The 22,718-nt window shown below is 41.7% G+C and carries 18 protein-coding genes; 9 read left to right on the top strand and 9 right to left on the bottom strand.

The genetic code is table 11. From position 1 onward, the window contains the following. Positions 1-4: 4 nt before the first annotated feature. Positions 5-1,054 (top strand): uroporphyrinogen decarboxylase, encoded by a 1,050-nt coding sequence (gene hemE / locus ACE3JL_RS03710; protein ID WP_052277836.1) that lies wholly within the window; start codon positions 5-7, stop codon positions 1,052-1,054. Between the two features lie 252 nt (positions 1,055-1,306). Continuing rightward, on the top strand, positions 1,307-2,254 hold the full coding sequence (locus ACE3JL_RS03705; RefSeq protein WP_271988989.1) for an NAD(P)-dependent oxidoreductase: 948 nt from the start codon (positions 1,307-1,309) through the stop codon (positions 2,252-2,254). 417 nt (positions 2,255-2,671) lie between these two features. Here ACE3JL_RS03705 and ACE3JL_RS03700 read toward each other — a convergent pair whose 3' ends face one another. Together ACE3JL_RS03700 and cysC are read right to left on the bottom strand one after the other, a co-directional pair. Further along, positions 2,672-4,399 carry an ABC transporter ATP-binding protein gene (locus ACE3JL_RS03700; protein WP_375328869.1) on the bottom strand — a complete coding sequence of 576 codons (1,728 nt, stop codon included), beginning with the start codon at positions 4,397-4,399 and terminating at the stop codon, positions 2,672-2,674. A 404-nt stretch (positions 4,400-4,803) separates the two neighbouring features. Then, on the bottom strand, positions 4,804-5,349 hold the full coding sequence (gene cysC, locus ACE3JL_RS03695) for an adenylyl-sulfate kinase (RefSeq protein ID WP_271988987.1): 546 nt from the start codon (positions 5,347-5,349) through the stop codon (positions 4,804-4,806). Positions 5,350-5,850: 501 nt separating this feature from the next. On the opposite strand from cysC, the gene ACE3JL_RS03690 reads away from it, so the two are divergent. From ACE3JL_RS03690 to ACE3JL_RS03680, 3 genes are all read left to right on the top strand, one after another. Continuing rightward, positions 5,851-6,063: a hypothetical protein gene (locus tag ACE3JL_RS03690; protein WP_375328868.1), complete on the top strand. Its 213-nt coding sequence runs from the start codon at positions 5,851-5,853 to the stop codon at positions 6,061-6,063. 168 nt (positions 6,064-6,231) lie between these two features. Then, a complete protein-coding gene (locus ACE3JL_RS03685; RefSeq protein ID WP_375328867.1) occupies positions 6,232-6,483 on the top strand; it encodes a transposase in 252 nt (83 codons plus the stop codon). Beyond that, on the top strand, positions 6,452-7,489 hold the full coding sequence (locus tag ACE3JL_RS03680) for an RNA-guided endonuclease InsQ/TnpB family protein (protein ID WP_375329579.1): 1,038 nt from the start codon (positions 6,452-6,454) through the stop codon (positions 7,487-7,489). The genes ACE3JL_RS03685 and ACE3JL_RS03680 overlap by 32 nt, the downstream gene beginning before the upstream one ends. Positions 7,490-7,565: 76 nt before the next feature. Here the strand turns inward: ACE3JL_RS03680 and ACE3JL_RS03675 are convergent, their stop codons facing one another. Next, positions 7,566-8,165 carry a superoxide dismutase gene (locus ACE3JL_RS03675; protein ID WP_271991524.1) on the bottom strand — a complete coding sequence of 200 codons (600 nt, stop codon included), beginning with the start codon at positions 8,163-8,165 and terminating at the stop codon, positions 7,566-7,568. A gap of 475 nt (positions 8,166-8,640) precedes the next feature. Between ACE3JL_RS03675 and psbH the strand changes: the two genes are divergently transcribed. The 3 genes from psbH to glgB all read left to right on the top strand — a co-directional run bounded on the left by psbH (position 8,641) and on the right by glgB (position 11,785). Then, positions 8,641-8,835 (top strand): photosystem II reaction center phosphoprotein PsbH, encoded by a 195-nt coding sequence (gene psbH, locus ACE3JL_RS03670; protein ID WP_002736544.1) that lies wholly within the window; start codon positions 8,641-8,643, stop codon positions 8,833-8,835. A gap of 104 nt (positions 8,836-8,939) precedes the next feature. Further along, positions 8,940-9,188: a TatA/E family twin arginine-targeting protein translocase gene (locus tag ACE3JL_RS03665; protein WP_002743526.1), complete on the top strand. Its 249-nt coding sequence runs from the start codon at positions 8,940-8,942 to the stop codon at positions 9,186-9,188. A gap of 317 nt (positions 9,189-9,505) precedes the next feature. Next, entirely contained in the window at positions 9,506-11,785 is a 2,280-nt protein-coding gene (gene glgB / locus ACE3JL_RS03660; protein ID WP_375328866.1) for a 1,4-alpha-glucan branching enzyme, read from the top strand. Between the two features lie 275 nt (positions 11,786-12,060). On the opposite strand, the gene ACE3JL_RS03655 is transcribed toward glgB, so the two are convergent. From ACE3JL_RS03655 to ACE3JL_RS03640, 4 genes are all read right to left on the bottom strand, one after another. Beyond that, on the bottom strand, positions 12,061-13,158 hold the full coding sequence (locus tag ACE3JL_RS03655; RefSeq protein WP_271991519.1) for a glycosyltransferase family 1 protein: 1,098 nt from the start codon (positions 13,156-13,158) through the stop codon (positions 12,061-12,063). Next, on the bottom strand, positions 13,158-14,987 hold the full coding sequence (locus ACE3JL_RS03650) for a hypothetical protein (protein ID WP_375328865.1): 1,830 nt from the start codon (positions 14,985-14,987) through the stop codon (positions 13,158-13,160). Before ACE3JL_RS03650 ends, ACE3JL_RS03655 begins: the two co-directional genes overlap by 1 nt. Before the next feature lie 230 nt (positions 14,988-15,217). Beyond that, positions 15,218-16,054: a metallophosphoesterase gene (locus ACE3JL_RS03645; protein WP_271991514.1), complete on the bottom strand. Its 837-nt coding sequence runs from the start codon at positions 16,052-16,054 to the stop codon at positions 15,218-15,220. 92 nt (positions 16,055-16,146) lie between these two features. After that, the gene (locus ACE3JL_RS03640; RefSeq protein WP_271991512.1) at positions 16,147-17,382 is read right to left on the bottom strand and encodes an LL-diaminopimelate aminotransferase; all 1,236 of its coding nucleotides are present in this window, start codon (positions 17,380-17,382) and stop codon (positions 16,147-16,149) included. Between the two features lie 374 nt (positions 17,383-17,756). On the opposite strand from ACE3JL_RS03640, the gene coaE reads away from it, so the two are divergent. Further along, a complete protein-coding gene (gene coaE, locus ACE3JL_RS03635) occupies positions 17,757-18,338 on the top strand; it encodes a dephospho-CoA kinase (protein WP_271991526.1) in 582 nt (193 codons plus the stop codon). A gap of 9 nt (positions 18,339-18,347) precedes the next feature. Here the strand turns inward: coaE and ACE3JL_RS03630 are convergent, their stop codons facing one another. Next, positions 18,348-19,178, bottom strand: a complete 831-nt coding sequence (locus ACE3JL_RS03630; protein ID WP_375328864.1) for an energy-coupling factor transporter transmembrane component T family protein — start codon at positions 19,176-19,178, stop codon at positions 18,348-18,350. A 506-nt stretch (positions 19,179-19,684) separates the two neighbouring features. Next, the gene (locus tag ACE3JL_RS03625; RefSeq protein ID WP_375328863.1) at positions 19,685-21,853 is read right to left on the bottom strand and encodes a transglycosylase SLT domain-containing protein; all 2,169 of its coding nucleotides are present in this window, start codon (positions 21,851-21,853) and stop codon (positions 19,685-19,687) included. Positions 21,854-22,718 lie beyond the last annotated feature (865 nt).

The following is a 22,718-nucleotide window of genomic DNA, read 5'->3' as shown; positions in this document are numbered from 1 at the left end:
TGATATGACTGACTCCCCTGAAATACCTTATTTATTACGCGCTGCCAAAGGAGAAATCTTACCCCGTCCTCCCGTGTGGATGATGAGACAAGCAGGACGTTATATGCAGATTTATCGAGAATTGCGCGATAAATACCCCAGTTTTCGGGAAAGATCGGAAAATGCCGATTTAGCGATCGAAATCTCCCTGCAACCTTGGCGCGCTTTTCAACCGGATGGGGTGATCATGTTCTCCGATATCCTCACTCCCCTAGCAGGAATCGGTATTCCCTTTGATATTATCGAAAGTAAGGGGCCGATTATCGATTCTCCCATTCGTACTCAAGCGCAGGTGGACCAACTTAATCCCCTCGATCCCGATCAGTCTTTACCTTTTATCAAAACGATTTTAAAAACCCTGCGTCAAGAGGTGGGAAATAAATCCACTGTCCTCGGTTTTGTCGGAGCGCCTTGGACTTTAGCAGCCTATGCAGTGGAAGGGAAAGGTTCTAAAAGTTATTCTGTGATTAAAGGGATGGCTTTTTCGGAACCCTCGGTACTGCACCAATTTTTAGATAAATTAGCGGATATGATTGCCACCTATGTCCGTTATCAAATCGATTGTGGGGCGCAAGTGGTACAAATGTTCGACTCTTGGGCGGGTCAATTAACTCCCCAAGATTACGATGTTTTTGCCTTACCCTATCAACAAAAAGTAGTTCGTTTGGTGAAAGAAACCCATCCCGATACACCGTTAATTCTCTACATTAGTGGCAGCGCCGGCGTTTTGGAAAGAATGGCTAAATCGGGGGTTGATATTATTAGCGTCGATTGGACTGTCGATATGGCGGAAGCGAGACAGCGTTTAGGTAAAGCGATGATGGTTCAAGGTAATATCGATCCGGGGGTTTTATTCGGTTCCCAGTCCTTTATTCGCGAGCGGATTATTGATACTATTCGTAAAGCGGGTAATCAAGGTCATATTCTCAATTTAGGTCATGGTGTTTTGGTGGGAACTCCTGAAGATAACGTGCGTTTCTTCTTTGAAACTGCTAAAGGATTTAGTTATCAATAAAGTTACTCAGGGAAATGGGGAAATGGGGAAATGGGGAAATGGGGAAATTGGGAAATGGGGAAATGGGGAAATGGGGAAATGGGGGAATTCAACTAAAACCCTAAAAACCTAAAAACCTAAAACCCTAAAACCCTAAAACCCTAAAACCCCAACACCCTAAAACCCCAACACCCTAAAACCCCAACACACAACACCCTTTTTGACTTTTTACTTTCACACTGTCCCCTAAATTCTGCTGGATCAATTAAAATAATGAAAAAAATATTTCTAACGGGTGTGAGTGGCTGTATTGGGCATTATATCGCTGAAATTTTACTGGAAAATCCCGACTATGAATTATATTTTTTAGTGCGTAATCCAGAGAAGTTAAAATTTGCTTACCACGGGCGATCAAATGTTCATATACTTTTAGGCGATATGGAAAATATCGAGGTATATGCCGAGCTTTTAAAAACAATGAATATAGCGGTTTTAATCGCTACCAGTTGGGGAGGAGAGGAGGAAAGTTATCAGATTAATGTGGTAAAAACCCTAGAATTAATTAGTTATTTAGATGCTCAAATCTGCGAGAAAGTCCTCTACTTTTCCACCGCCAGCATTCTCAATCAAAATAATCAACCTTTAGCGGAAGCTGGGGAGATAGGAACTAATTATATCCGCACTAAATACATTTGTTATAGTAAATTTACTGACCTAGAAATTGCCGATAAAATTATCACTTTATACCCAACTTTTGTCTTAGGTGGTGACGAAAATAAACCCTATTCTCATATCTATGGTGGTTTACCGGATGTGTTGAAATATATCGGTTTAGTGCGTTGGTTTCAAGCTGATGGCAGTTTTCATTTTATCCATGCTCAAGATATAGCTCAAGTGGTGAGTTATTTAATCGAAAATCCCGCACCAGAAAGCAAAATTGTCCTAGGCAATCAACGCACAACAGCTAACCAAGCAGTGGAGGAAATCTGCGCTTATTTAAACAAAAAAATCTATTTTCGCATTCCTTTATCTTTAACCATTGCTAACTTTTTTATCAAAGTTTTTAACTTGCAGATGGAAGCATGGGACCGTTTTGCGATGAATTATCGCCACTTCACCCACATTAAAACCTATACTCCTGCTGATTTTGGTTTAAAAAACTATTGTTCCACCCTCGATGATGTTTTAACCTTGCGAGGAATTCCCCGAAAAAAACCCTAAGTAGAGGGAACGGAAAAATATGTGTAATTAATTCTGTCTGGATACTTACAGCGTTTCCCTAAAGATGAAGTCTAACCTAATTCCGCGACTGATACTAAATCCAGTTATTAAAAACTGATTATTTATTCTCCGTTTTGCATGAGTGCATGAGTAGAAAAAGGGTTTCTCTGAGAAACCCTTTTTCTGTGCGTTACTCAACGGATTTGGTATGACTCCCCAAAACGAAAACTTCCTACCTCACCATTAAGATAAATGCTATATCGGTGACTTTTAAATTAGTACAAGTGTATGAACAACCGCGTGTAAGCATCCCACCGAAAAACTAATGCGCTCCGGGGTTTGGGGGGTTCTACCCCCCAAAAACTTGGCTTGAATGATAAAATCAGAAATAACGCCCAACTCTTAACGCCAAATAGACTAATCTTGAAATTGTCTAGCATGAAATTGAGCGTAACGACCATTAAGATTTAATAACTCCTCGTGATTACCCACCTCGATAATTTCACCCTTTTCTAAGACTAAAATACGGTTAGCTTTTCTGACAGTTGCTAATCGGTGAGCAATAACAAATACCGTGCGCTCCGTCATAATTCTTTCTAAAGCTTCCTGCACTAAAGCTTCCGATTCCGAATCGAGCGCCGAAGTCGCTTCATCTAAGATTAAAATCCTCGGATTAGATAAAACCGCTCGCGCAATGGCGATTCTTTGTCTTTGTCCACCGGATAAATTAACACCCCTTTCTCCCACATAGGTATAGTAACCCTGGGAAAGTTCACTAATAAATTGATGAGCGTTGGCAATCTTTGCCGCTTTTTCCACCTCTTGCAGATTAAAATCTCCCTGGCCAAAAGCGATATTTTGAGCTATAGTACCAGAAAAGAGAATATTTTCCTGCAAAACTACGCCAATTTGTCGCCGGAGACTTTTTAAAGTCACATCACGAATATCCACCCCATCGATTAAAATCTTGCCGGAAGTGGGGTCATAAAAACGCAATAAAAGATTAACTAAAGTGGTTTTTCCCGCTCCCGATGCTCCCACTAAAGCAATCATTTCCCCAGCGTTTGCAGTAAAATTAATATTTCTTAAAACCTGTCTGTCCTCATTGTAATAAAAATTTACTTGACAATATTCAACTTTTTTGCTATGGGGTGGCAACTTGATCGCATTCAGTTTTTCGGTAATTGTTGGCAAAATAGCTAACAATTCAAAAATCCGATCCATGGAGGCTTGACCCTGTTTAAATTGATTATAATTACTGGTAATATGGGCGATAGGATCGATTAACATAGCCACCGCCGCCACATAACTAACAAACTCAACACCAGTTAAATTCTTTTGGGAAATTTGCCAACCCGCAAGGAAGAATAAAAAGATAACTCCCATCGCTTGCAAAAATCCCACTACGACGTATTGTAAAGCTTTGGTGGATTCCGATAGGTATTGAGCGCGGCGATTTTCCTCCGCTTCTTGAGCAAAAAGCTGGGTTTGATAATCTTCAGCTGCGAAAGCTTGCACCACACGAATACCACCAAAAACTTCGGTTAATAACGCAGAAAGGTTAGATATTTTCGCTTGAGCGCGACGAGCATACTGTAATAATTTTTCACCAAAAAATCCTACCAAAACTCCCAACAAAGGAGCGATAATAATGACAGCGATCGTCAATTGCCAGTTAACAATAAACATATAGGCAAAGACGACAATTAACTGTAAGGCTGAGGGAATAAAATCATGGAAAAATTTATTAATTACTTCCCCAATGCGATCAATATCTTCCGTTAAACGATAGGATAAATCACCAGTTTTTGCCGTTTCAAAGTAATTTAAGCCGAGGGTTTGCAGGTGTGCATAAACTTTTTTTCTTAATTCTAGGGCAATTTTTAAAGAAGCTTTTGCCATCAGGGAATCTTGCCCATACTGAGACATTCCCCGCAGTAAAAAAACCACTGCCCCCACCCCCGAAAGTGTCGCCAATGCTTGCACATTTCCCTCACCGATATATCTGGCCATTTGTCCAGCTAACCAAGCTAAAATCGGCCAAAATACCGTAAATCCGATCGTACAGATAAACGCCAAAATAATTGTTTGGGTTTGGGGACGGAGATAGGGAATGAGATTCCAATAACTAGAGCGAGATTTCAAAATAATTTAGCGCCTTTAAATATTAAGTATTCCTGCAAAATTAATTTGCTAGTCGAGACAGTTATCAGTTATCAGTTACCAGTTACCAGTTATCAGTTACCAGTTATCAGTTATCAGTTACCAGTTATCAGATTTAAGTTTTAAGTTTTAAGTGAACAGTATTAAATAGAAGTTTCCTACTGTCTTTTCACTGTTTACTGTTTACTGATCACTGCTCACTGCTCACTGTTTAGGCACTCTTGCACTTTAGCCAGAGGTTAACTGAGAGCTATAATTAACCTTACTTAGGTACTGAAGAAAAGGAGATTAACTAACAAATTTGCCTAAGGAGTTAATCAGGAGGTAGAGACGTTTTTAGTCCACGTCCCTACGATATTTTTCAATAATACAAAGTTATTTTGTGATTAAACCGCCACAGCTTGATGAATGTAGCCTAATTCCGTCAATTTGTTCCAGACTTTGGCGACACTTTCCTCTAAAGTCTCTAAATCAGTGCGACATTCCACTTCCGGGTTAAAAGGTGGTTCATAGGGATCATCAATTCCCGTAAAAGACTTGATTTCGCCAGCGCGCGCTCTTTTATATAATCCTTTCACATCGCGCTCCTCACAGACGCTTAAGGGAGCATTCACAAAAACTTCGACAAAACTGCCAATTTTTCCCCTTACTTCTTCGCGAATCTCACGATAGGGAGAAATAGCTGAAACTAGAACAATCACACCGTGACGGGTGAGCAAATTAGACACAAAACCAATGCGACGTATATTTTCATCGCGATCCTCTTTACTAAATCCTAAACCCTTGGTGAGGTTTGTCCGTACTATATCGCCATCGAGGACTTCAATGGAATAACCTTCAGCGATTAATTTTGCCTGTAATGCCTCGGTAATCGTGCTTTTCCCCGCACCACTCAATCCCGTTAACCAAACCGTCACGCCGCGCTGTTTCATAGCAATCGTTAATAATACTTAAATCCTGTTTAGCGTACCATATCTGAGTGATCAGTGATCAGGAGTCACGAGATAGAAGTCAGGAGTCACGAGATAGGAGATTATTTCATTTATTCTCCCCGCACCCCACATCCTGACAGGTGTAGGTTATTACAAAGAGGTGAGCAGTCACACACTCAGGGTGAGAAAATCAAGCTAGAGATTTAGAGGAGCATCGTGAAAGACAATAGTGATCAGTGATCAGGAGTCACGAGATAGAAGTCAGGAGTCACGAGATAAGTACCTAAGCAAAATTAATTACACATATCTAACCCCCTCTTGCCTTTTGCCTCTTGCCTTTTGCCTATCTTTACTAGGAAATTAATTTTGCACGACTACTTAGGAGATTATTTCATTTATTCTCCCCGCACCCCACATCCTGACAGGTGTAGGTCATTACAAAGAGGTGAGCAGTCACACACTCAGGGTGAGAAAATCAAGCTAGAGATTTAGAGGAGCATCGTGAAAGACAATGCTGAAAAACAAATATCTCCAGCAGTGGTCGTGCATAATATCAGAACATCTACCTCATTTGTCAATACCGCAAGCTATCGGACGGTCAACTTGGAGTTTTGGCCTGGTCATGACCAAATCGAGCAGTTTGACTCAGGTGTCGAGGTTGATTACGGCAGTCAATCAGGAAAAACCCAAGTTGAGCGGTACTTCTGTCCTTAGAATATCAGAGTTTACCCCTAGTTTTTCTTTTTCTTTTTGGGGTTAACCACAGAAACCAAAAACCTACCTAAAGCTTTTTAAAACTACTCATTTCTGTAGCTAGATAGCTAAAATAAGTAACTTTGGCCACCGATAGATTTTAAGAACGTTATCAGGTATAATCAAGATATGAAGCTAGTTGAACGTCATATTATCAGTCAAAACCATCCCTTATGGTCAGAAATCGACCATTATGCCTTCTTGTCAAAAAATTTGTTCAATCTAGCTAACTACCATTATCGCCAATATTTCTTTGAAAACTCCCAAAAACTGAGTTTTAATCAACTCTATCATCTGGTATCTAAAACCTCAGATTATTTAGCTTTACCCACGAAACCGAAGCACGCAGATAATCAGAAGATTAGATCAGGCTTGGCTTAGTTACTTTGCCGCTTTTAGAGCTTGGAAAAAACACCCTGAAAAATTTTTAGGAAACCCCAAAATTATTAAGTATAAGGAGAAAATCAAAGGAAGAAACCTGCTGATATATTCTCAGGAATCAATTTATAAAAAACCTTTAAAAGAAGGAATTTGTCACTTGTCTATGAGCGACGTAAAATTGACCACTTCCCGCAGAGAAATAATTGAAGTGAGAATTGTCCCCAAAAGTAGCTGTTATGTCATTGAAATAGTCTATGAAAGACGGTCGGAAACCACAGATAAACAAGAGATAGCTGGGATAGATTTAGGAGTTAATAACTTAATGGCTGTAACTACAAATCAAACAGGTGTAGCACCTCTTTTGGTAAATGGCAGACCGTTAAAAGCAATTAACACCTTCTACAACAAACAACGTTCCCGCTTACAATCTCAACTGAAAACCAGAAATAATCAACCCTCATCTAAGAGATTGATATTCCTAACCCATAAACGAAACCGTCGAGTAGAAAATTATCCACACACAGCCAGTAAAAGAGTAATAGATTGGTGTATTATTCATGAAATAGGGACGTTAATAATTGGGCATAATGAGCGGATGAAACAATCTCTTAATCTAGGAAAAAGGAATAATCAACAATTTGTTAATATTCCCCATTATAGATTAATAGAAATGTTAACCTACAAAGCTCAATTAAAAGGAATAAAAGTCATAATAACTGAAGAATCCTATACCTCACAATCCAGTGCTTTAGATAGGGATAAGTTACCTAAATATGGTGAAGAAAAACCATTATTTAAGCGAAAAAGGTTAGCTAGGGGACTGTATAAAATGGGAACAAATCAGTTGTTAAATGCCGATGTCAATGGGTCATTTAACATCATTAGAAAAGTAATTCCTGATGTCATTGACCAGGGAATAAAGGGTTTGCCGTTTAATCCTGTAGTGCTTGACCCACTTGTTAGTGAGCCTGTCGAACTACGAATGAGTAAGCTTTCAGGCTTTTAAGTAAGTTTGAGTAAGTTTAGTTGAGCGGTGCGTAGCTTCTTTCAGTGGCTGATAACTGATTAACTGAGTCAACTTTTTAGGCTGCGGCTAAATTAGCGGCCACGAAATCCCAATTAACTAACTTAGTTAAAAAGTCGCTGATGTAATCGGGACGACGATTTTGATAGTCGAGATAATAAGCGTGTTCCCACACATCCATAGTTAAGAGGGGAACCTGTCTGGCGGTTAAAGGATTATCAGCGTTGCCGGTTTTGGTAACTTTGAGAGTACCGTTATCGAGAACCAACCAAGCCCAACCACTACCGAATTGAGTAGCACCGGCGGTTTTGAAAGCTTCGACAAATTTCTCGAAACTGCCGAAATCTGCGTTAATTTTAGTGGCTAAAGCACCGGTAGGCGCACCGCCACCACCCGGTTTCATACAGTCCCAATAAAAACTATGATTCCATGCTTGGGCGGCATTGTTGAAAACCCCAGCTTTAGAAGCATCACCGGCAACCTTAACGATAACTTCTTCTAAAGAGAGAGCATCGAGTTCCGTATCTTTGACCAAACCGTTATAGTTATTGACATAAGCGGCGTGGTGCTTGTCGTGGTGGAATTCTAGGGTACTTTTGGTGATACAAGGCTCTAAGGCAGTGTAATCGTAGGGTAAAGGGGGAAGTGTGTAAGCCATGTGTTCTCTGTATCCTCTCTTGAGAGCTTGTTTAAGGTAGTGTTGTTAACCTTTTGTCAGTATTCAGCTTGACCAAGACGAATACCGTTGTAATAAAACTTTACATCCTCAATCATAGCACCGAAGGAGACTTGATCAGTGATCACTGATCGATCAGATTTTTTCTCCCTTCTCCCCCATCACCCCAACCCCTCACTGATAAGTGATTACTGAAAAATCAGCCCAACTCCCATGCACCGTCTGCTAAATCCTGAGAAGATCACCAAACAATGTTAGAATAATTGCCGTACTGTAGGCGCTTGCAGATTCTTGTGGGCGTGGCAGGGCAGGCGAAAAACGATTCCGTTAGGAATTAGACCAAAAAAGCTCCACTGGCAACAGCAGTAGATTTTATCTGACTGGGTTGACTGGTTGGCAGTTCGTCAAATTACGGATCAATACAAAATTATCATTTACAGATCTTTCTTGGTAACTTATGGCACAGCGTACACGCTTAGGTGAAATCCTTCGTCCCCTCAATTCGGAATATGGTAAAGTCTCTCCCGGTTGGGGAACTACCTTGCTGATGGGAGTGTTTATGGCTCTGTTTTTAGTCTTTTTGCTGATTATTTTACAGATCTACAACTCCTCCCTAATTTTAGAAGGATTTAATGTAGATTGGGGTCAGTAAGCAGATTACAACAATCTCGTCGGCATTTTTGGCCGCAGAATTGTCCCTCGGACTTTGGCAGGTGGGTTATTGCCCACCGCAAGTTTTTTATTAGGAGCAGAAAAATGAATATTTTTGGGATTGGATTACCAGAAATGGGGTTAATTCTCTTGATTGCCCTGCTAGTTTTCGGACCGAAGAAATTACCAGAAATCGGTCGCAGTTTAGGCAAAACGATTCGAGGATTTCAAGAAGCATCCAAGGAATTTGAAAGTGAATTTAAGCGAGAGGCCCAGCAGATTGAAGACTCGGTAAAAATCAAAGCTGAATTAGAAGAAAGTCAATCTCCTAGGGATCAAACTCGTTCCAGTTAAGAACTGTATAGAGATGTGTTGTAGGTCAAATTCGAGGGTATTCCGCCAGATTAACATCGAGAATGACCAGATCGAGATTAAATTGGCAGTTTTACCATCGGCCACCGCTTTTATTTGCTAGTTTTTTTGATCGAGAAAGCGGAAAATCAGGTTTTGGAGCGCAAAATCGTCTTTAACCATGATAGTTTTGGCAGCAGCCACAGCCATAGTTAAATAGATAGCCAGAATATACGATTAGTTTGAAAATTCCCAGACGGCAACGAAAAAATGACTATTTCCTTGCTATAAGTATTGTAGATGTCAAGAGTGGTAAATGAATGTCTATAGTGGTATCCCCCGAACAAGTCCATCAAATCGTCAACAACCTCCATCACGATCCCTTTGAGGTTTTGGGGGCCCATCCCCTAGAAGAAGAAGGAAAAGTAAATAAATGGGTTGTTAGAGCCTATTTACCAAAAACCACGGCTGCTTGGGTTATTTTACCGTCCCAAAGACAAGAATATCCCATGACTGCCGCCTATCACCCCCATTTTTTCGAGTGCGTTATCGATATCGGTGAACTGAACAATTATCAATTACGCATCCAGGAGGGAGAACAGGAACGGGTAATCTATGATTCCTATGCTTTCCGTTCTGCCAAACTCAGCGATTTTGATTTACACCTGTTTGGGGAGGGCAACCATCATCGCATTTATGAAAAATTAGGGGCGCATTTAGCCGAAATCGAGGGTATTAAAGGGGTTTATTTCGCCGTTTGGGCTCCTAATGCCCGTAATGTCTCGATTATTGGTGATTTTAATAGCTGGGATGGTCGTGATCACCAAATGCGGAAACGTAATAATATGGTCTGGGAATTGTTTATCCCGGAAATCGGTGTTGGTACTAAATATAAATACGAGATCAAAAATTGGGAAGGTCACATTTACGAAAAATCTGATCCCTACGGTTTTGCCCAAGAAGTACGCCCGAAAACCGCCTCGATCGTGGCTAATTTAGATAGCTATACTTGGGATGATAGCGATTGGATGGAAAAACGCCGCCATAGCGATCCTTTAACTCAACCGGTTTCCGTTTACGAATTACACCTGGGTTCTTGGCTGCACGCTTCCAGCGCCGAACCCCCCCGTTTACTTTCCGGAGAAGGGGAAGCGGTTCCCGTGTCAGAATGGAACACTGGGGCGCGCTTTTTGAGTTACTACGAGTTAGCCCAAAAACTGATTCCCTACGTTAAGGAATTAGGTTACACCCATATCGAATTATTACCGATCGCCGAGCATCCTTTTGATGGTTCTTGGGGTTATCAAGTGACGGGTTATTTTGCCCCCACCAGTCGCTACGGCAATCCTGAAGATTTCATGTATTTTATCGATCAATGTCACCAAAATGGCCTTGGTGTGCTAGTGGATTGGGTCCCCGGTCACTTCCCCAAAGATGGCCACGGGTTAGCTTTCTTTGACGGGACTCATCTTTATGAACACGGCGACCCGCGCAAAGGGGAACACAAGGAATGGGGAACCCTAATTTTTAACTATGGTCGCAACGAAGTCAGGAATTTCTTGGTCGCTAATGCCCTATTTTGGTTCGATAAGTACCATATTGACGGTATTCGCGTAGATGCGGTGGCTTCTATGCTCTATCTCGATTATTGTCGTAAAGATGGGGAATGGGTGGCCAACGAGTACGGGGGCCGGGAAAATTTAGAGGCTGCGGAATTCCTGCGTCAAGTTAATCATGTAATTTTTAGCTATTTCCCCGGAATTCTCTCTATTGCCGAAGAATCCACTGCTTGGCCGATGGTGTCCTGGCCCACCTATATGGGCGGTTTAGGCTTTAATTTGAAGTGGAATATGGGCTGGATGCACGATATGCTCGATTATTTCGGCATGGATCCCTGGTTCCGTCAATTCCATCAAAATAATGTCACTTTTAGTATGTGGTATAACCACAGCGAGAATTATATGCTGGCTTTGTCCCACGATGAAGTGGTTCACGGCAAAAGTAATATGATTGGCAAAATGCCGGGGGATGAGTGGCAAAAATTTGCCAATGTCCGGGCATTATTTGGTTATATGTTTACCCACCCCGGCAAGAAAACCATGTTTATGAGCATGGAATTTGGCCAGTGGAGTGAGTGGAATGTTTGGGGTGATTTGGAGTGGGGTCTTTTGCAGTACGAACCCCATCAACAGCTAAAACGCTTTTTCACTGATTTGAACACCACCTATAAGAGTGAACCTGCTTTATATACCCAGGATTTTGGTCAGGATGGCTTTGAGTGGATCGACTGTAGTGATAATAGTCATAGCGTCGTTTCTTTCCTGCGCTGGAGCAAAAATTGGCAGGAGTTCGTCGTGGTGGTCTGTAATTTTACTCCCCAACCCCACAGCCATTATCGTGTTGGTGTACCTCATCCCGGTTTTTATCAGGAAATCTTTAACAGCGATGCGGGTAAATATGGCGGTAGTAATATGGGCAACCTTGGCGGTAAATGGTCGGAGGAATGGTCCTATCATAGCCGTCCCTACTCGATCGATCTTTGTTTACCACCTTTAGGGGTTTTAGTTCTCAAAATCGATCCTAATACTTCTGGGGAATAGGGAAGTGGGGAGATGGAAGTAGGGAAGTGGGGGAATTCAACTAAAACCCTAACACCCTAAAACCCCAACCCCTAATAAAAAATTTAGAGGCCATCTTGGAGAAAGTAGCCTCTTTTTTTGGGTCAATTTTCTAGAAACTATTAATGCTAAATCTGGTTATTAAAAACTGATTATTTATTCCCCCTTTTGCTTCTTGCCTTTTCTGATATGTAGCCTATACTCAACGGATTTAGTATAAGTTGTAATCCTGTCTGGGGTTCCCACTGCAAGACTTTTTAAGCATACCCTAGATATTGGTTTAAGATTGCGGCTGTAGCTAGACCGGTTTTCTGCCAACTAAACTCATCGGCTCGTTTTTTGCCTAGATAACTTAATTTTGACTGTAATTGTCGATCTTGAGCGATAATTTTTAGGGCATCGGCTATGCACTCGACTCGATAGGGATCGATTAAAATTGCCGCTGTTGCCGTGACTTCTGGCAAAGATGACAAATTTGAGGTAATCACGGGTGTACCGCAGGCCATAGCCTCTAAAACGGGCAATCCGAAGCCTTCCCAAAGACTAGGGAAGACTAAAGCAGTGGCTTGACTGATAACCTTGGGTAGGTGATCGTAGGGGATATAGTCGAGAAATTTAATGCGATCGCTAACTGCTAATTCTCGCGCTTGTTGTTGTAAATTGGGGGTATAACGGCGATCAAAGCTGCCGGCAATCCAAAGATGATAATCTCTTAAATCTGGGGGCAGTTGGGCAAAAGCGGCGATTAAACGCGGTAAATTTTTATAGGGATTGGGACGACCGAGATAGAGAAAATAGGGATGTTCTGGCTTATTATCTTCAGTAGGGCGAAAGTGATGATGATCATAGGCTAGGGGAATAGAAGTAATTTTATCGGCGGGAATTTGATAATATTCAGTGATATCTTTGGCCGTTGCCTGAGAGTTACAGATGATATGTTTTGCCTGTTGTAATACCTGCGGCACATAATAACGGAAATAGTGGGTTAGGGGGGAAGTAAAACTGGGAAACCGCAGGGGAATTAAATCGTGGACCATGACGACAAAGCGACAATGAGAATTTATCGGCGCTTCTGGAAGGGGAGAAAAGAGTAAATTGGCCTTTAATTGTCGGTAAATTGACGGTAACTGCCACTGAGTCCAGAGTAAGCGTTTTAAATGACCTTTCGCTCCTCGATCGGGAGCGAGATTCTTGGGGATAGAATAACAGTTAAAGTCGGGATAACTATTAGCTGTTAGTAGGGTTGGTTCTAAATTTTTCAGGTAGGGTAAGAGGTTAAGAATGTAGGTACTGATTCCTGTGGGTTGGGGAAAAAGTACCGAGAGATTAATTAATAACTTAGGCTGTGTATTCACTAATTACCCTGTTGATATTTGCTGAGGATTTCTGAGATATATTGGTAGCCTTCCACCCCAAGGGATTTAATCAGGGAGGAACGTTCCTGACTGAAATTCTGCTCAAATTCTGCGATATTTTTACCGCGAATAACTGTTAATAGACTAGCAGCTTGTCGCCATTCCACTGCACCTATTTCGTGTAGCCAATACATTCCTAGGGAACCCATATAAATTGCCTGTTCAAAATTCTTGTCTTGATAGTAAGCTTCCCCTAAATAAGTTAGTAATAAACCTTGCAGATATACATCTCCGTAGTATTTGGCCGATTCTAATCCTTGTAGGAGAATATTAATCGCTTCTTGGGGTCTTTCGAGGATAATATAGGCTAGACCTAAACTGCTACAACAAAGGGATTTACTCTGCCAATCTTGGAGACTTTCCGCTAACTTTAGTCCCTGTTTTAAATACTCGATCGAACTTTGATAAATTTCTGGATCACATCTCTCTAACTGTTGTGCTTCTTGTACCTGACTATAACCCAAATTAGCTAAAGCGTTAGCCTGTCCTAAACTATTACCCTGTTGACGACTTAAAATTAAAGCTCTCTGACTTAAATTAATCGCTTCTGTATAGTTTTTCTGGATAGCATTGAGACGGGATAAATGGTTTAAATTAGCTATTTCACAAGCATAATCCTGCTGTTGACGAGCAATTTCTAAAGCTTGTTGATGACATTCTCTGGCCTGTGGATAGTCGCCACGAATGCGATTAGAATAGGCAATTAAAGTTAAAATTCTCGCCTTTTCTCCCGTACCTTCCACATAACGCAGAGGAATTGATAAATAATCTAATGCTTCCTTGAGATAACTGCCAGAAAAGGAAGCAAAAATTCCTCCGTATAAAGGAAAATAGTCCCGTTGAGCAAAGGTTCTCAGAATTTGTAAAGCCATCTGAAAACAGCCACGACTATAGAGGGAATTTTTACTAACTTGCTCAAAACTATTGGTTAACAGTGACCAAATTAAAGCAAAGGTGAGAAAGGTAGAAATAGATAATTTTGCTCCTAATTTTTCGCTATAGATACGCTGATCAAAAAAGTTAATTAGTCCCCTTTGGATATATTGAAAAACAATAGCAGTTTCTACCCAATCGGTTAGAGTTAAATCCTGGGTGAGAGAATCAAAAGCTTGTTGATTAGCTAAACTTTCTAAGACTCGTTTTAACCAAGAGGGATTAACTTTACTTGCCCAAATTTGCCAGGGTGTCACTCGCTCATTATCATTAGTAAAACCAAGATTACGATTTTGTTCGTAGAGCCAACTGGTGAGATCATTCGATAAATTTGACCAAGTATTTAACCCCAGATTAATCCCCGTGGCAATTTGCCATAAATCCGCTTCTCCCCGCTGCTGAGAAACTGTCTGTAAATGCTTGGCTAACTGTTGTAATTGTTCTAGGTTTAAAGCATTACTTTGATTGGGATCGATTAAATTCACTAAAGTTAGTAAACGATCCTCTCGATCGATTTTCACCAGACTATCGATCGCCGCTGCCGTGAGAGAATTTTGCTGATTGGTTTTTTGATAATTTTCCCATTCACTTTCGATGGTTTCCAAGGCGCGCAAAACCCTAGTCGCTTTAATTTTTGTTTCTAACTGTGAGCGAGTAACGATTATTTTTTCCGTTAAACAACGCTCAAAAATTTCTCCTGTGCCATTTTTTAAACCCTCCGCTAAAAGGTTATAAACCTGTGATTTAGCCCTGATTTTTCCTTCTAAAGTTAGATTGACAATGCGCTCGATTAGTGCATTATAAGTTTCGCTGAAGTTATCTCTATTTTCTGTCATAAGTGGTTTTTCAGTTATCAGTAAACAGTAATCAGTGAAAAGACAGTAGGAAACTTCTAAGCTGTACTGAATTTAAACTGCATATTAGAAATTTTAGTACAAATGCTCAAACTTGCCCTCCCTGCTCCCAACTCCGGCACTCCAGTGCAGTCCTAACGAGTAATTTAGATAGTCAACAGCTGATTTAATGCTGCACACTTAAAACTCAAATCTGATAACTAATGACTGATTCAAGACTGACTACTGTTGACCAAAGTGATTACTGTCACTTCGGGGGGACAAAAAAGACGACCGGGAAAATAGGTTCCTAAGCCTCGATTCACATATAATTGATTTTCCCCGACTCGATGAAATCCCTCGGACCATTGCCAGTATCGGACTACTCTGCTGAACTGCCGATGAAGGGGAACCCATGGATGATAGGGTTCGGGCAGCGATCGCCTAAGTTTCTCTAAAACCATTGGTAGGGAACCGATACCGGGGATAGTCACTTGGCCTCCGTGGGTATGACCAGATAACTGCAAATCCACGCGCCAATCCTTTAAAATCATGGCTGTATCAGGATTGTGGGAAAGAACAAGTCTGGGTATATCAGGGGGGATTTGCTCGAGGATTTGCGGTAAAAATTCCCCAGACCAATAATCGGCCAGTCCGACGATGGGAAAATTTTCGCCGTAGGGTGTGACGATTTCATTCCAGAGTACCCGAATTCCCACGCTAGTTAAGGCCGATCTGACCGTTTCCCTAGCGTTGGGAAGATAACTGTCATGATTTCCTAAACAAGCATAAATACCCCCTTGACTTTTGAGAGCTTTTATGCTCTCGACTAGGGCAAAAATTGGCCTGGGACTATGGGTGATAAAGTCCCCTGTCAGGAAGATGAGATCGGGTTTTTCCTGATTGGTAATGGCGATCGCTTCTTGCAGGACAGCTAGAGGCAAATGCTGTGCATCGCAGTGCAGATCTGACCACTGCACCAACTTGATCCCTTGCAGATGCGCTGGTAGGCCAGCAATTGCGATCGTTAATCTTTCTACCTGTAAGGATTCTAACCAAAAGGGTCGCATCGGTGAGCCGTTGTCGGTGAGCAGTTACCAGTCTATCAATTCCCGATGGGGTTGCCGGAGGACGCTTCCGCAAACATCCCTCCTCTTAACGATTAGCCTTGAAATTTATCGATAATTCTCTCCATAGCGGCCTCGACGTTGGCACGACTATTAAAAGCTGATAGCCGGAAATAACCCTCTCCAGCAGCCCCAAAGCCAGATCCGGGGGTCCCCACCACCTTACAGGTATGTAGCAGTTTATCGAAGAAATCCCAACTGGATAGACCTTGGGGCGTTTTTACCCAAACATAGGGCGCATTGACACCACCATGCACTTCTAAACCGGCGGTGGTTAATTTTTCTCGGATAATTGTTGCATTTTGTAAATAAAACTTGACAAGTTCTTCTACTTGTGCTTGTCCTTCTGGGGAATAAACCGCCTCGGCCCCCCGTTGGACAATGTAGGAAACGCCGTTAAATTTGGTCGATTGCCGACGATTCCACAGTTTCCAGAGTTGCACATCCGTCCCGTCGGCAGCTTTGGCCGTGAGACTTTGGGGAACCACGGTTAAAGCGCAACGAGTCCCGGTAAAACCGGCATTTTTAGAAAAAGAGCGAAATTCGATCGCACATTGCCGCGCCCCCTCGATTTCGTAGATGGAATGGGGTAAACTGGCATCGGTAATAAAGGCCTCGTAGGCTGCATCAAAAAAGATAATCGATCCGTTTTCCCTAGCATAATTAACCCAAGCTGTCAAGTGTTCTTTGGTAGCTGTGGCCCCGGTGGGATTGTTGGGAAAACAGAGATAGATTAAATCGACTTTTTCCGTCGGAATCTGGGCAGTAAAGTTATTTTCAGCGGTAATTGGCAGATAAATCAAGCCCTCGTATTCACCGCGTTCGTTGACCTCTCCCGTGTGTCCAGCCATAACATTAGTATCGACGTAAACGGGATATACTGGGTCGGTCACGGCGATCGAGTTATTATCCCCAAAAATATCGAGAATATTGCCCGTATCGCACTTAGAACCGTCGGAAATAAAGATTTCATCGGCACTGATATCACAACCGCGAGCCTGAAAATCATGGACAGCGATTTTTTCCCGTAACCAAGCATAACCCTGTTCGGGCCCGTAACCCTTAAAGCTAGAGCGATCGCCCATTTCCTCCACCGCTTTGATCATGGCCTCGCGACAAGCGCGGGGTAAAGGTTCGGTGACATCCCCAATCCCCAGACGGATAATATTAGCATCGGGATTGGCTGCCGCAAAAGCTTGGACTCGTCGGGCAATTTCTGGGAAAAGATAACCCGCTTTTAGTTTTAAGTAATTACTGTTAATGGTTGCCATAATTATTCTCGTTTCAGTCGCAACCTTTAATTTTATAATAGTAGGTCATCAGCCGTCAGCTTTTTCCGATCAGCTTCGATCGCTCTCCTTACCGCAGGAACTGGGAGTGGGTTCTTCTCAACCTTGTAGAAATGTCTGAGAATGGCTGAATAAATCTAAAAACCTTTTTGGATAAGACTTATAGACTGTTTTGACATCAAAAAGCGCGGGAGATTGGAGTGGTCAGGGGGAAAACTCAGGTACTTTTTCCCTGAAAATTGGGTAATTGACCATCTGAAAGATGGCTAAATCGCCGCCAACTACATCCCAGAACCTGCCTCCACAAAAAATTTTTGAAATGACCATAATTAATGTTTATGACAAAAGCTGTATTTATATCGAGAAGAATTATCGGGTTAACGGGGGGAATAGCCTCTGGTAAATCTACGGTTTCTCATTATTTAGAAAATATCTACAAAATTCCCGTTCTTGATGCGGATATTTATGCCCGGGAAGCAGTGGAAAAAGGTTCGGCAATTTTAGAGAGAATTTTGGCGCGTTATGGCAAAAAAGTTAAAACTGAGGATAATTCCCTTAATCGCCAACAGTTAGGAGAAATTATTTTTAATAATCCCGAGGAAAAAATCTGGTTAGAAAGTCAGATTCATCCCTACGTTAGAGAATGTTTTAATCGGCATTTAGAGCAGTTAGAAGCGGCGATAGTTGTTTTTTCTATTCCTTTATTATTTGAAGCTAAATTAACCGATTTAGTCACGGAGATTTGGGTGGTTTCTTGCAGTTTCGAGCAACAAATTCAACGCTTAACGACTAGAAATAACTTAAGTAGAGAACAAGCGATCACTAGGATTAATAATCAAATACCTTTGGCCGAAAAAATTGCTCTAGCTGATATTATTTTAGACAATTCTGGGAATTTAGAAGCTTTATATACTCAGATCGATCGAGCTATACAATAGGGATTAATTTTAAAACAACCAGGCAAATTTCCCCACCCCGAATTTTACATAGAGAATAATTGCCAAAACTAATAAAAATAGAAAGCCAATAATTAATAAATAGTCTTTATTGGTTAAGATTGATTCCTGTAAAAATGTGCGATCGGGATCACCAGAGAAAGCTTTAGCTTGTAGAACTACTTCTAATTTTTGTGATTTGGCCATAGCGTTTAAAATTAAAGGTACAGCGATGGAAGCATAAATTTTTCCTTTTTGCAACCAACCCATTTTTTCTATTGCTAATCCTCGTAATCTTTGAGCAGAAATAATTGATCGAGATTCTTCTACTAGGAGAGGAAATAAGCGCAGGGTAGAGGAAAAAATAAAGACTATTTTGTAAGGAATTCTGGCTTTAGTTAAACTCACCATCATCTGATTTATATCAGTGGTAAAAATAGCAAGAGGAATAATTAAAACCATCGTCAGAGTTTTAAAGATCACATTTAAACCGTAGAGGGTTCCCTCCACAGTCATTTGAGCCGAACCGACAGTTAATAGGGGAGTTAATTCAGTTTTTCCTGTTAAAGCTTTTACCTGTTCCACATTAAAAAATCCCATGGTAATTAATAAGAATAGATAAAAAGGAGCCATGAATTTTAAAATAGTGAGGAGATAAGACCACTTTACCCCGGCCCAGAGACAAGCTAAAGCGACAAGAAGAGTTAGGAAACCACCAGCAAGCGGACTTTCCCAAGTAAAAGCGATGAGAGTAACCACGATCATCATGGTTAATTTTGTCCGAAAATCTAGGCGAGTAAAAGGAGAATCTCGATCGACGGTTTGCCAGTTAAATGATTGCATATAAGTAATTGAAGAAAATTAATTTCTTGGTTAGGAAAAGTAAGAAGCAATAGGTAGTTCGATAGGGTGCATCTCATTTTTGTAAATCTACTAAATTGGGATTTTTCAAGGGAAACTCTCTGCTAAAATTGGGCGTTACTTCTGATTTTATCACTCAATCCAAACCTTTGGGGGGTTCTACCCCCCAAACCCCCTGTTGGGGACGCAAGCGCGGTCACTGAGCTTTTACATTGAGCTTGTCGAAATGTGTCGAAGTGCCGTCCCCAAACCCCGAAGCGCATTAGCTTTTCGGTGAGATGCTTACACGCAGTTGTTGATATATTTGTGGTAATTTAAGAGTCACTGATAATTGCTGATTGTCGATATTTCTACAAATTTGAGATGCACCATCTCTGGACGACTAGCTACTGTTCCCTGTTCTCTGAAACCAGATATTTGGTATCTCACTATTAAGATAACTGCTATATAGTAAGGGAATGAGTTAATTACCCATCCCCATTAATCCACTAGGAAGGGTTAGCAACTCTCTTCATTTGCTCTTGAATTTCGGGGTTATAAATCTGGAGATAATTCCAATAATTACCAAACACCGATTCTATATAACCCTTAGTTTCTCTAAAGGGAATATTCTCGACAAATTCATCGGGATCGCTAAAATCAAAACGCTGTCTCCATTTAGAAACTGCCCCAGGTCCAGCGTTATAACTAGCCACAGCAAAAAGTGAATTTCCAGCGAATTTACCGTGGGTATAATCGAGATACCATGTCCCCATCATAATGTTATCTTCGGGATTAGTTAAAGAATAACTTTTATTGCCAGTATTACCCGCGATATATTTACCCGTATCGGGCATAATTTGCATTAATCCCACTGCCCCCACAGGAGAACGAATTTCTTTTTCAAAGCGGGATTCTTGGCGGATTAAAGCTGTCACTAGCAGGGGATTTAATTGTCTATCTTTTGACCATTCTAGGATAGTATCGTAGTAGGGAAAAGGGAATAAAGCGTGCCAGTATTTATCATTTTGTCGCAGGACTTTCCATGCTTTCCTTTCCTCCGGGGTATCTCTTTCTCGCAAGCGCCAAATCAGGTTAATTCCTTCTAAATTTTGATTGCGAGAGAGTTTATAGACACCGAGGTTAAATTGTTCGTCAACGGTTAAATTCCAAGGATCGACAATTTCTGCTTGAAAGAGATTCCACGCGTCCGTATCTTCACCAATGCGATATAGTTCCTTGAAAGCTTCCGATCCGGCGGGAGTATCGTTACGGGTGGCGGGTTTGACGGTGGTAGGATTATAGGAGCGGACAGTGGTAAAATCCCCCACGTCCCAACCTAATAAAACCGCCGAGCGCCAAGCATAATAGGAATGGGGATGACGAGAAATAGTGTAGGTAAAAGCTTGTTTTGCTTCTTGGTTTTTGCCCAGTTTTTGCGCCCATTTTCCCACCCAAAACGCCGCTTTCGGGGCAATTTGACTATCGGGATTATTAACCGCAATTGGCTGCGCCCACTGCCACGCCTTGGCGTAGTTACCGGATTTAGCGGCTTTTTGGGCCATTAACCAGCGATAATCGGCGGCTTCGTCGGATTTTGGGTATTTATTTAATAAAGTCTGCCATGTTTGACTAGCGGCCTGGGCATTAGTTGATTCCAGTAATTTGGCTTTCGCTTGCAAAGCTTCTGGAGCGCGATCGGGAAATTGCTTGACAATGCGATCAAGATATGCTGTGGCATCACGGTTAGGAGAAATTTGGGCGAGTCGCAGTAATCCTAAACTGGTTTCTGGAGCTTGGGGATAGGTTTTAATTAATTTTTGGTAAGCGCTGCGAGCTTCTGGCAGTTTTTTGGCAATTTGTAGCCCCCTGGCGTAACGATAGGCTTGTTCGGGGCTAGGAGTGGCTTTAGCATAGGCTTTATAGGCTTTTTCGTACAATCCCGACTGCCAATAACCCGCCCCAATCATTGCCCAATCCGCCGGAGTTAACTGATTGGCGTAGTCTTTCACCAAACGATCGCGGGCCTGATTGAGGGTAGGATCAAAAGGATTAGCCTTGGCTAACTGTAACCATAGGGGAAATTGATCGGGATTTTCTTGAAGACGTTGGCGAATTAAAGCCAAAGTGCGCGGGTGTCGGGGGTATTCCTTGAGCAATTTTTCATGATAACTGGGGTCGTATTTGCCCAAAGAGTAGTAAGCTTCCGCTACTACAGGCGATTGGGGATAGTTTTTCAGTAATTTTTGCCAAATTTCTTGCGCTTTTTCACTATCATTGCTTAATTCCTGGGCGCGTCCCTGTTTGAGGAGAATCTGGGGAGCGAGGACAGGATATTGTTTTTCTAAGCCTTCTAATTGTTTTAAAGCCGGACCGCCTTCATATTTTCTCAATAAATCCATAGCCAAGAGATAGCGGGCGCGACTACGATCTAAAGAGGGCGCGTTGGCATCAGCAACATCTTTTAACTTGACATCTCGCTCGGTTTGTGGTAAGGAAGCGCTATCAACTACGGCAGAGGGTTGGTTAGGATCTTGACTAGGAAGGGAAGCACTATTGCGATCGAGCCAAGCGAGAATTTTCGGGTGAAAGAGAAAGAGACTGGTGAGAGTAAAAAGCGCAACCCCAGAACCTAGTCCAAGAATGAGCGGGGTGTGAGGGGGGAATTTCTTAAACATTACCTTAATTCAAGACAGTAACTCAACATACATTATCAGTGATCATGGTGACAGGTTGTTTGTTTCAATCAGGTTGGGGAACTGGGGTATGGGGTGTGGGGTGTGCTGACAGGTGTAGGTAGGGTCTGCTGAAAAAGTGTTTCCTGGGGGTAGTAGCCGGAAGAAAACAAGAAAGCTGACGTAGAGGTTTGAGGTGGAGAGTTTTACTAAAGACAGTATGTTGGGGGGGAAGTGGCGACAAATTGGGTTCAGGAGATTGATTTTCCGCTGCCCCGTCGGATTTGAGGTTGCGGTAAACACACTTCCTAGGAGGACCTAAGCCATACCAGAGAGCATAGCTTGCGGTCTTGACAAATGGGGCAGATGTTCTGATACTATGCACAACCACTGCTTGAGATATTTGTTTTTCAGCATTGCCTTTCACGATGCTCCTCTAAATCTCTAGCTTGATTTTCTCACCTTGAGTGTGTGACTGCTCACCTCTTTGTAATAAACCTACACCTGTCAGCCTCCTGCCGACTGGCTGATCTCAACAAGCAATTTAAATTACGAACAGCTTATTGACTATTCAATCAAACCCTAGTGAGTCCAAAGATGAGAATAGTTCTCAATAGGAAGAGCGAAGAATAGTAATAAAAAGCTGATAGCTATCTTGATTGTTAAGAACCGTGATCTTTACCTAGTCAAATAGCAAAAACCCTAGTTAGAGTGTATAAGTGGAAACCCTGAAAGTCTCCCCTATTCACCAGAAAATCTTATTATCTGGTTGAGCGATTTGTAACCATTCACACAGAAGCGAACAATTATATCCCAGAAATGGCCGCCATTAATTAAGAAAACGTTTAAAAAATCTGCTCCCCGAAAA

The organism is Microcystis sp. BLCC-F210, assembly GCF_042134685.1.
Taxonomy (GTDB): Bacteria; Cyanobacteriota; Cyanobacteriia; order Cyanobacteriales; family Microcystaceae; genus Microcystis; species Microcystis aeruginosa_D.
The sequence above is the reverse complement of the archived record's forward strand: the minus strand, read 5'-3'. Positions and strand labels throughout refer to the sequence as shown.

Coding starts and splice junctions, on each gene's coding strand:
- hemE (WP_052277836.1), top strand. CDS start 5: ATGACTGACTCCCCTGAAATACCTTATTTATTACGCGCTGCCAAAGGA.
- ACE3JL_RS03705 (WP_271988989.1), top strand. CDS start 1,307: ATGAAAAAAATATTTCTAACGGGTGTGAGTGGCTGTATTGGGCATTAT.
- cysC (WP_271988987.1), bottom strand. CDS start 5,349: ATGAAACAGCGCGGCGTGACGGTTTGGTTAACGGGATTGAGTGGTGCG.
- ACE3JL_RS03685 (WP_375328867.1), top strand. CDS start 6,232: ATGAAGCTAGTTGAACGTCATATTATCAGTCAAAACCATCCCTTATGG.
- ACE3JL_RS03675 (WP_271991524.1), bottom strand. CDS start 8,165: ATGGCTTACACACTTCCCCCTTTACCCTACGATTACACTGCCTTAGAG.
- psbH (WP_002736544.1), top strand. CDS start 8,641: ATGGCACAGCGTACACGCTTAGGTGAAATCCTTCGTCCCCTCAATTCG.
- ACE3JL_RS03665 (WP_002743526.1), top strand. CDS start 8,940: ATGAATATTTTTGGGATTGGATTACCAGAAATGGGGTTAATTCTCTTG.
- glgB (WP_375328866.1), top strand. CDS start 9,506: ATGTCTATAGTGGTATCCCCCGAACAAGTCCATCAAATCGTCAACAAC.
- ACE3JL_RS03650 (WP_375328865.1), bottom strand. CDS start 14,987: ATGACAGAAAATAGAGATAACTTCAGCGAAACTTATAATGCACTAATC.
- ACE3JL_RS03645 (WP_271991514.1), bottom strand. CDS start 16,054: ATGCGACCCTTTTGGTTAGAATCCTTACAGGTAGAAAGATTAACGATC.
- ACE3JL_RS03640 (WP_271991512.1), bottom strand. CDS start 17,382: ATGGCAACCATTAACAGTAATTACTTAAAACTAAAAGCGGGTTATCTT.
- ACE3JL_RS03630 (WP_375328864.1), bottom strand. CDS start 19,178: ATGCAATCATTTAACTGGCAAACCGTCGATCGAGATTCTCCTTTTACT.
- ACE3JL_RS03625 (WP_375328863.1), bottom strand. CDS start 21,853: ATGTTTAAGAAATTCCCCCCTCACACCCCGCTCATTCTTGGACTAGGT.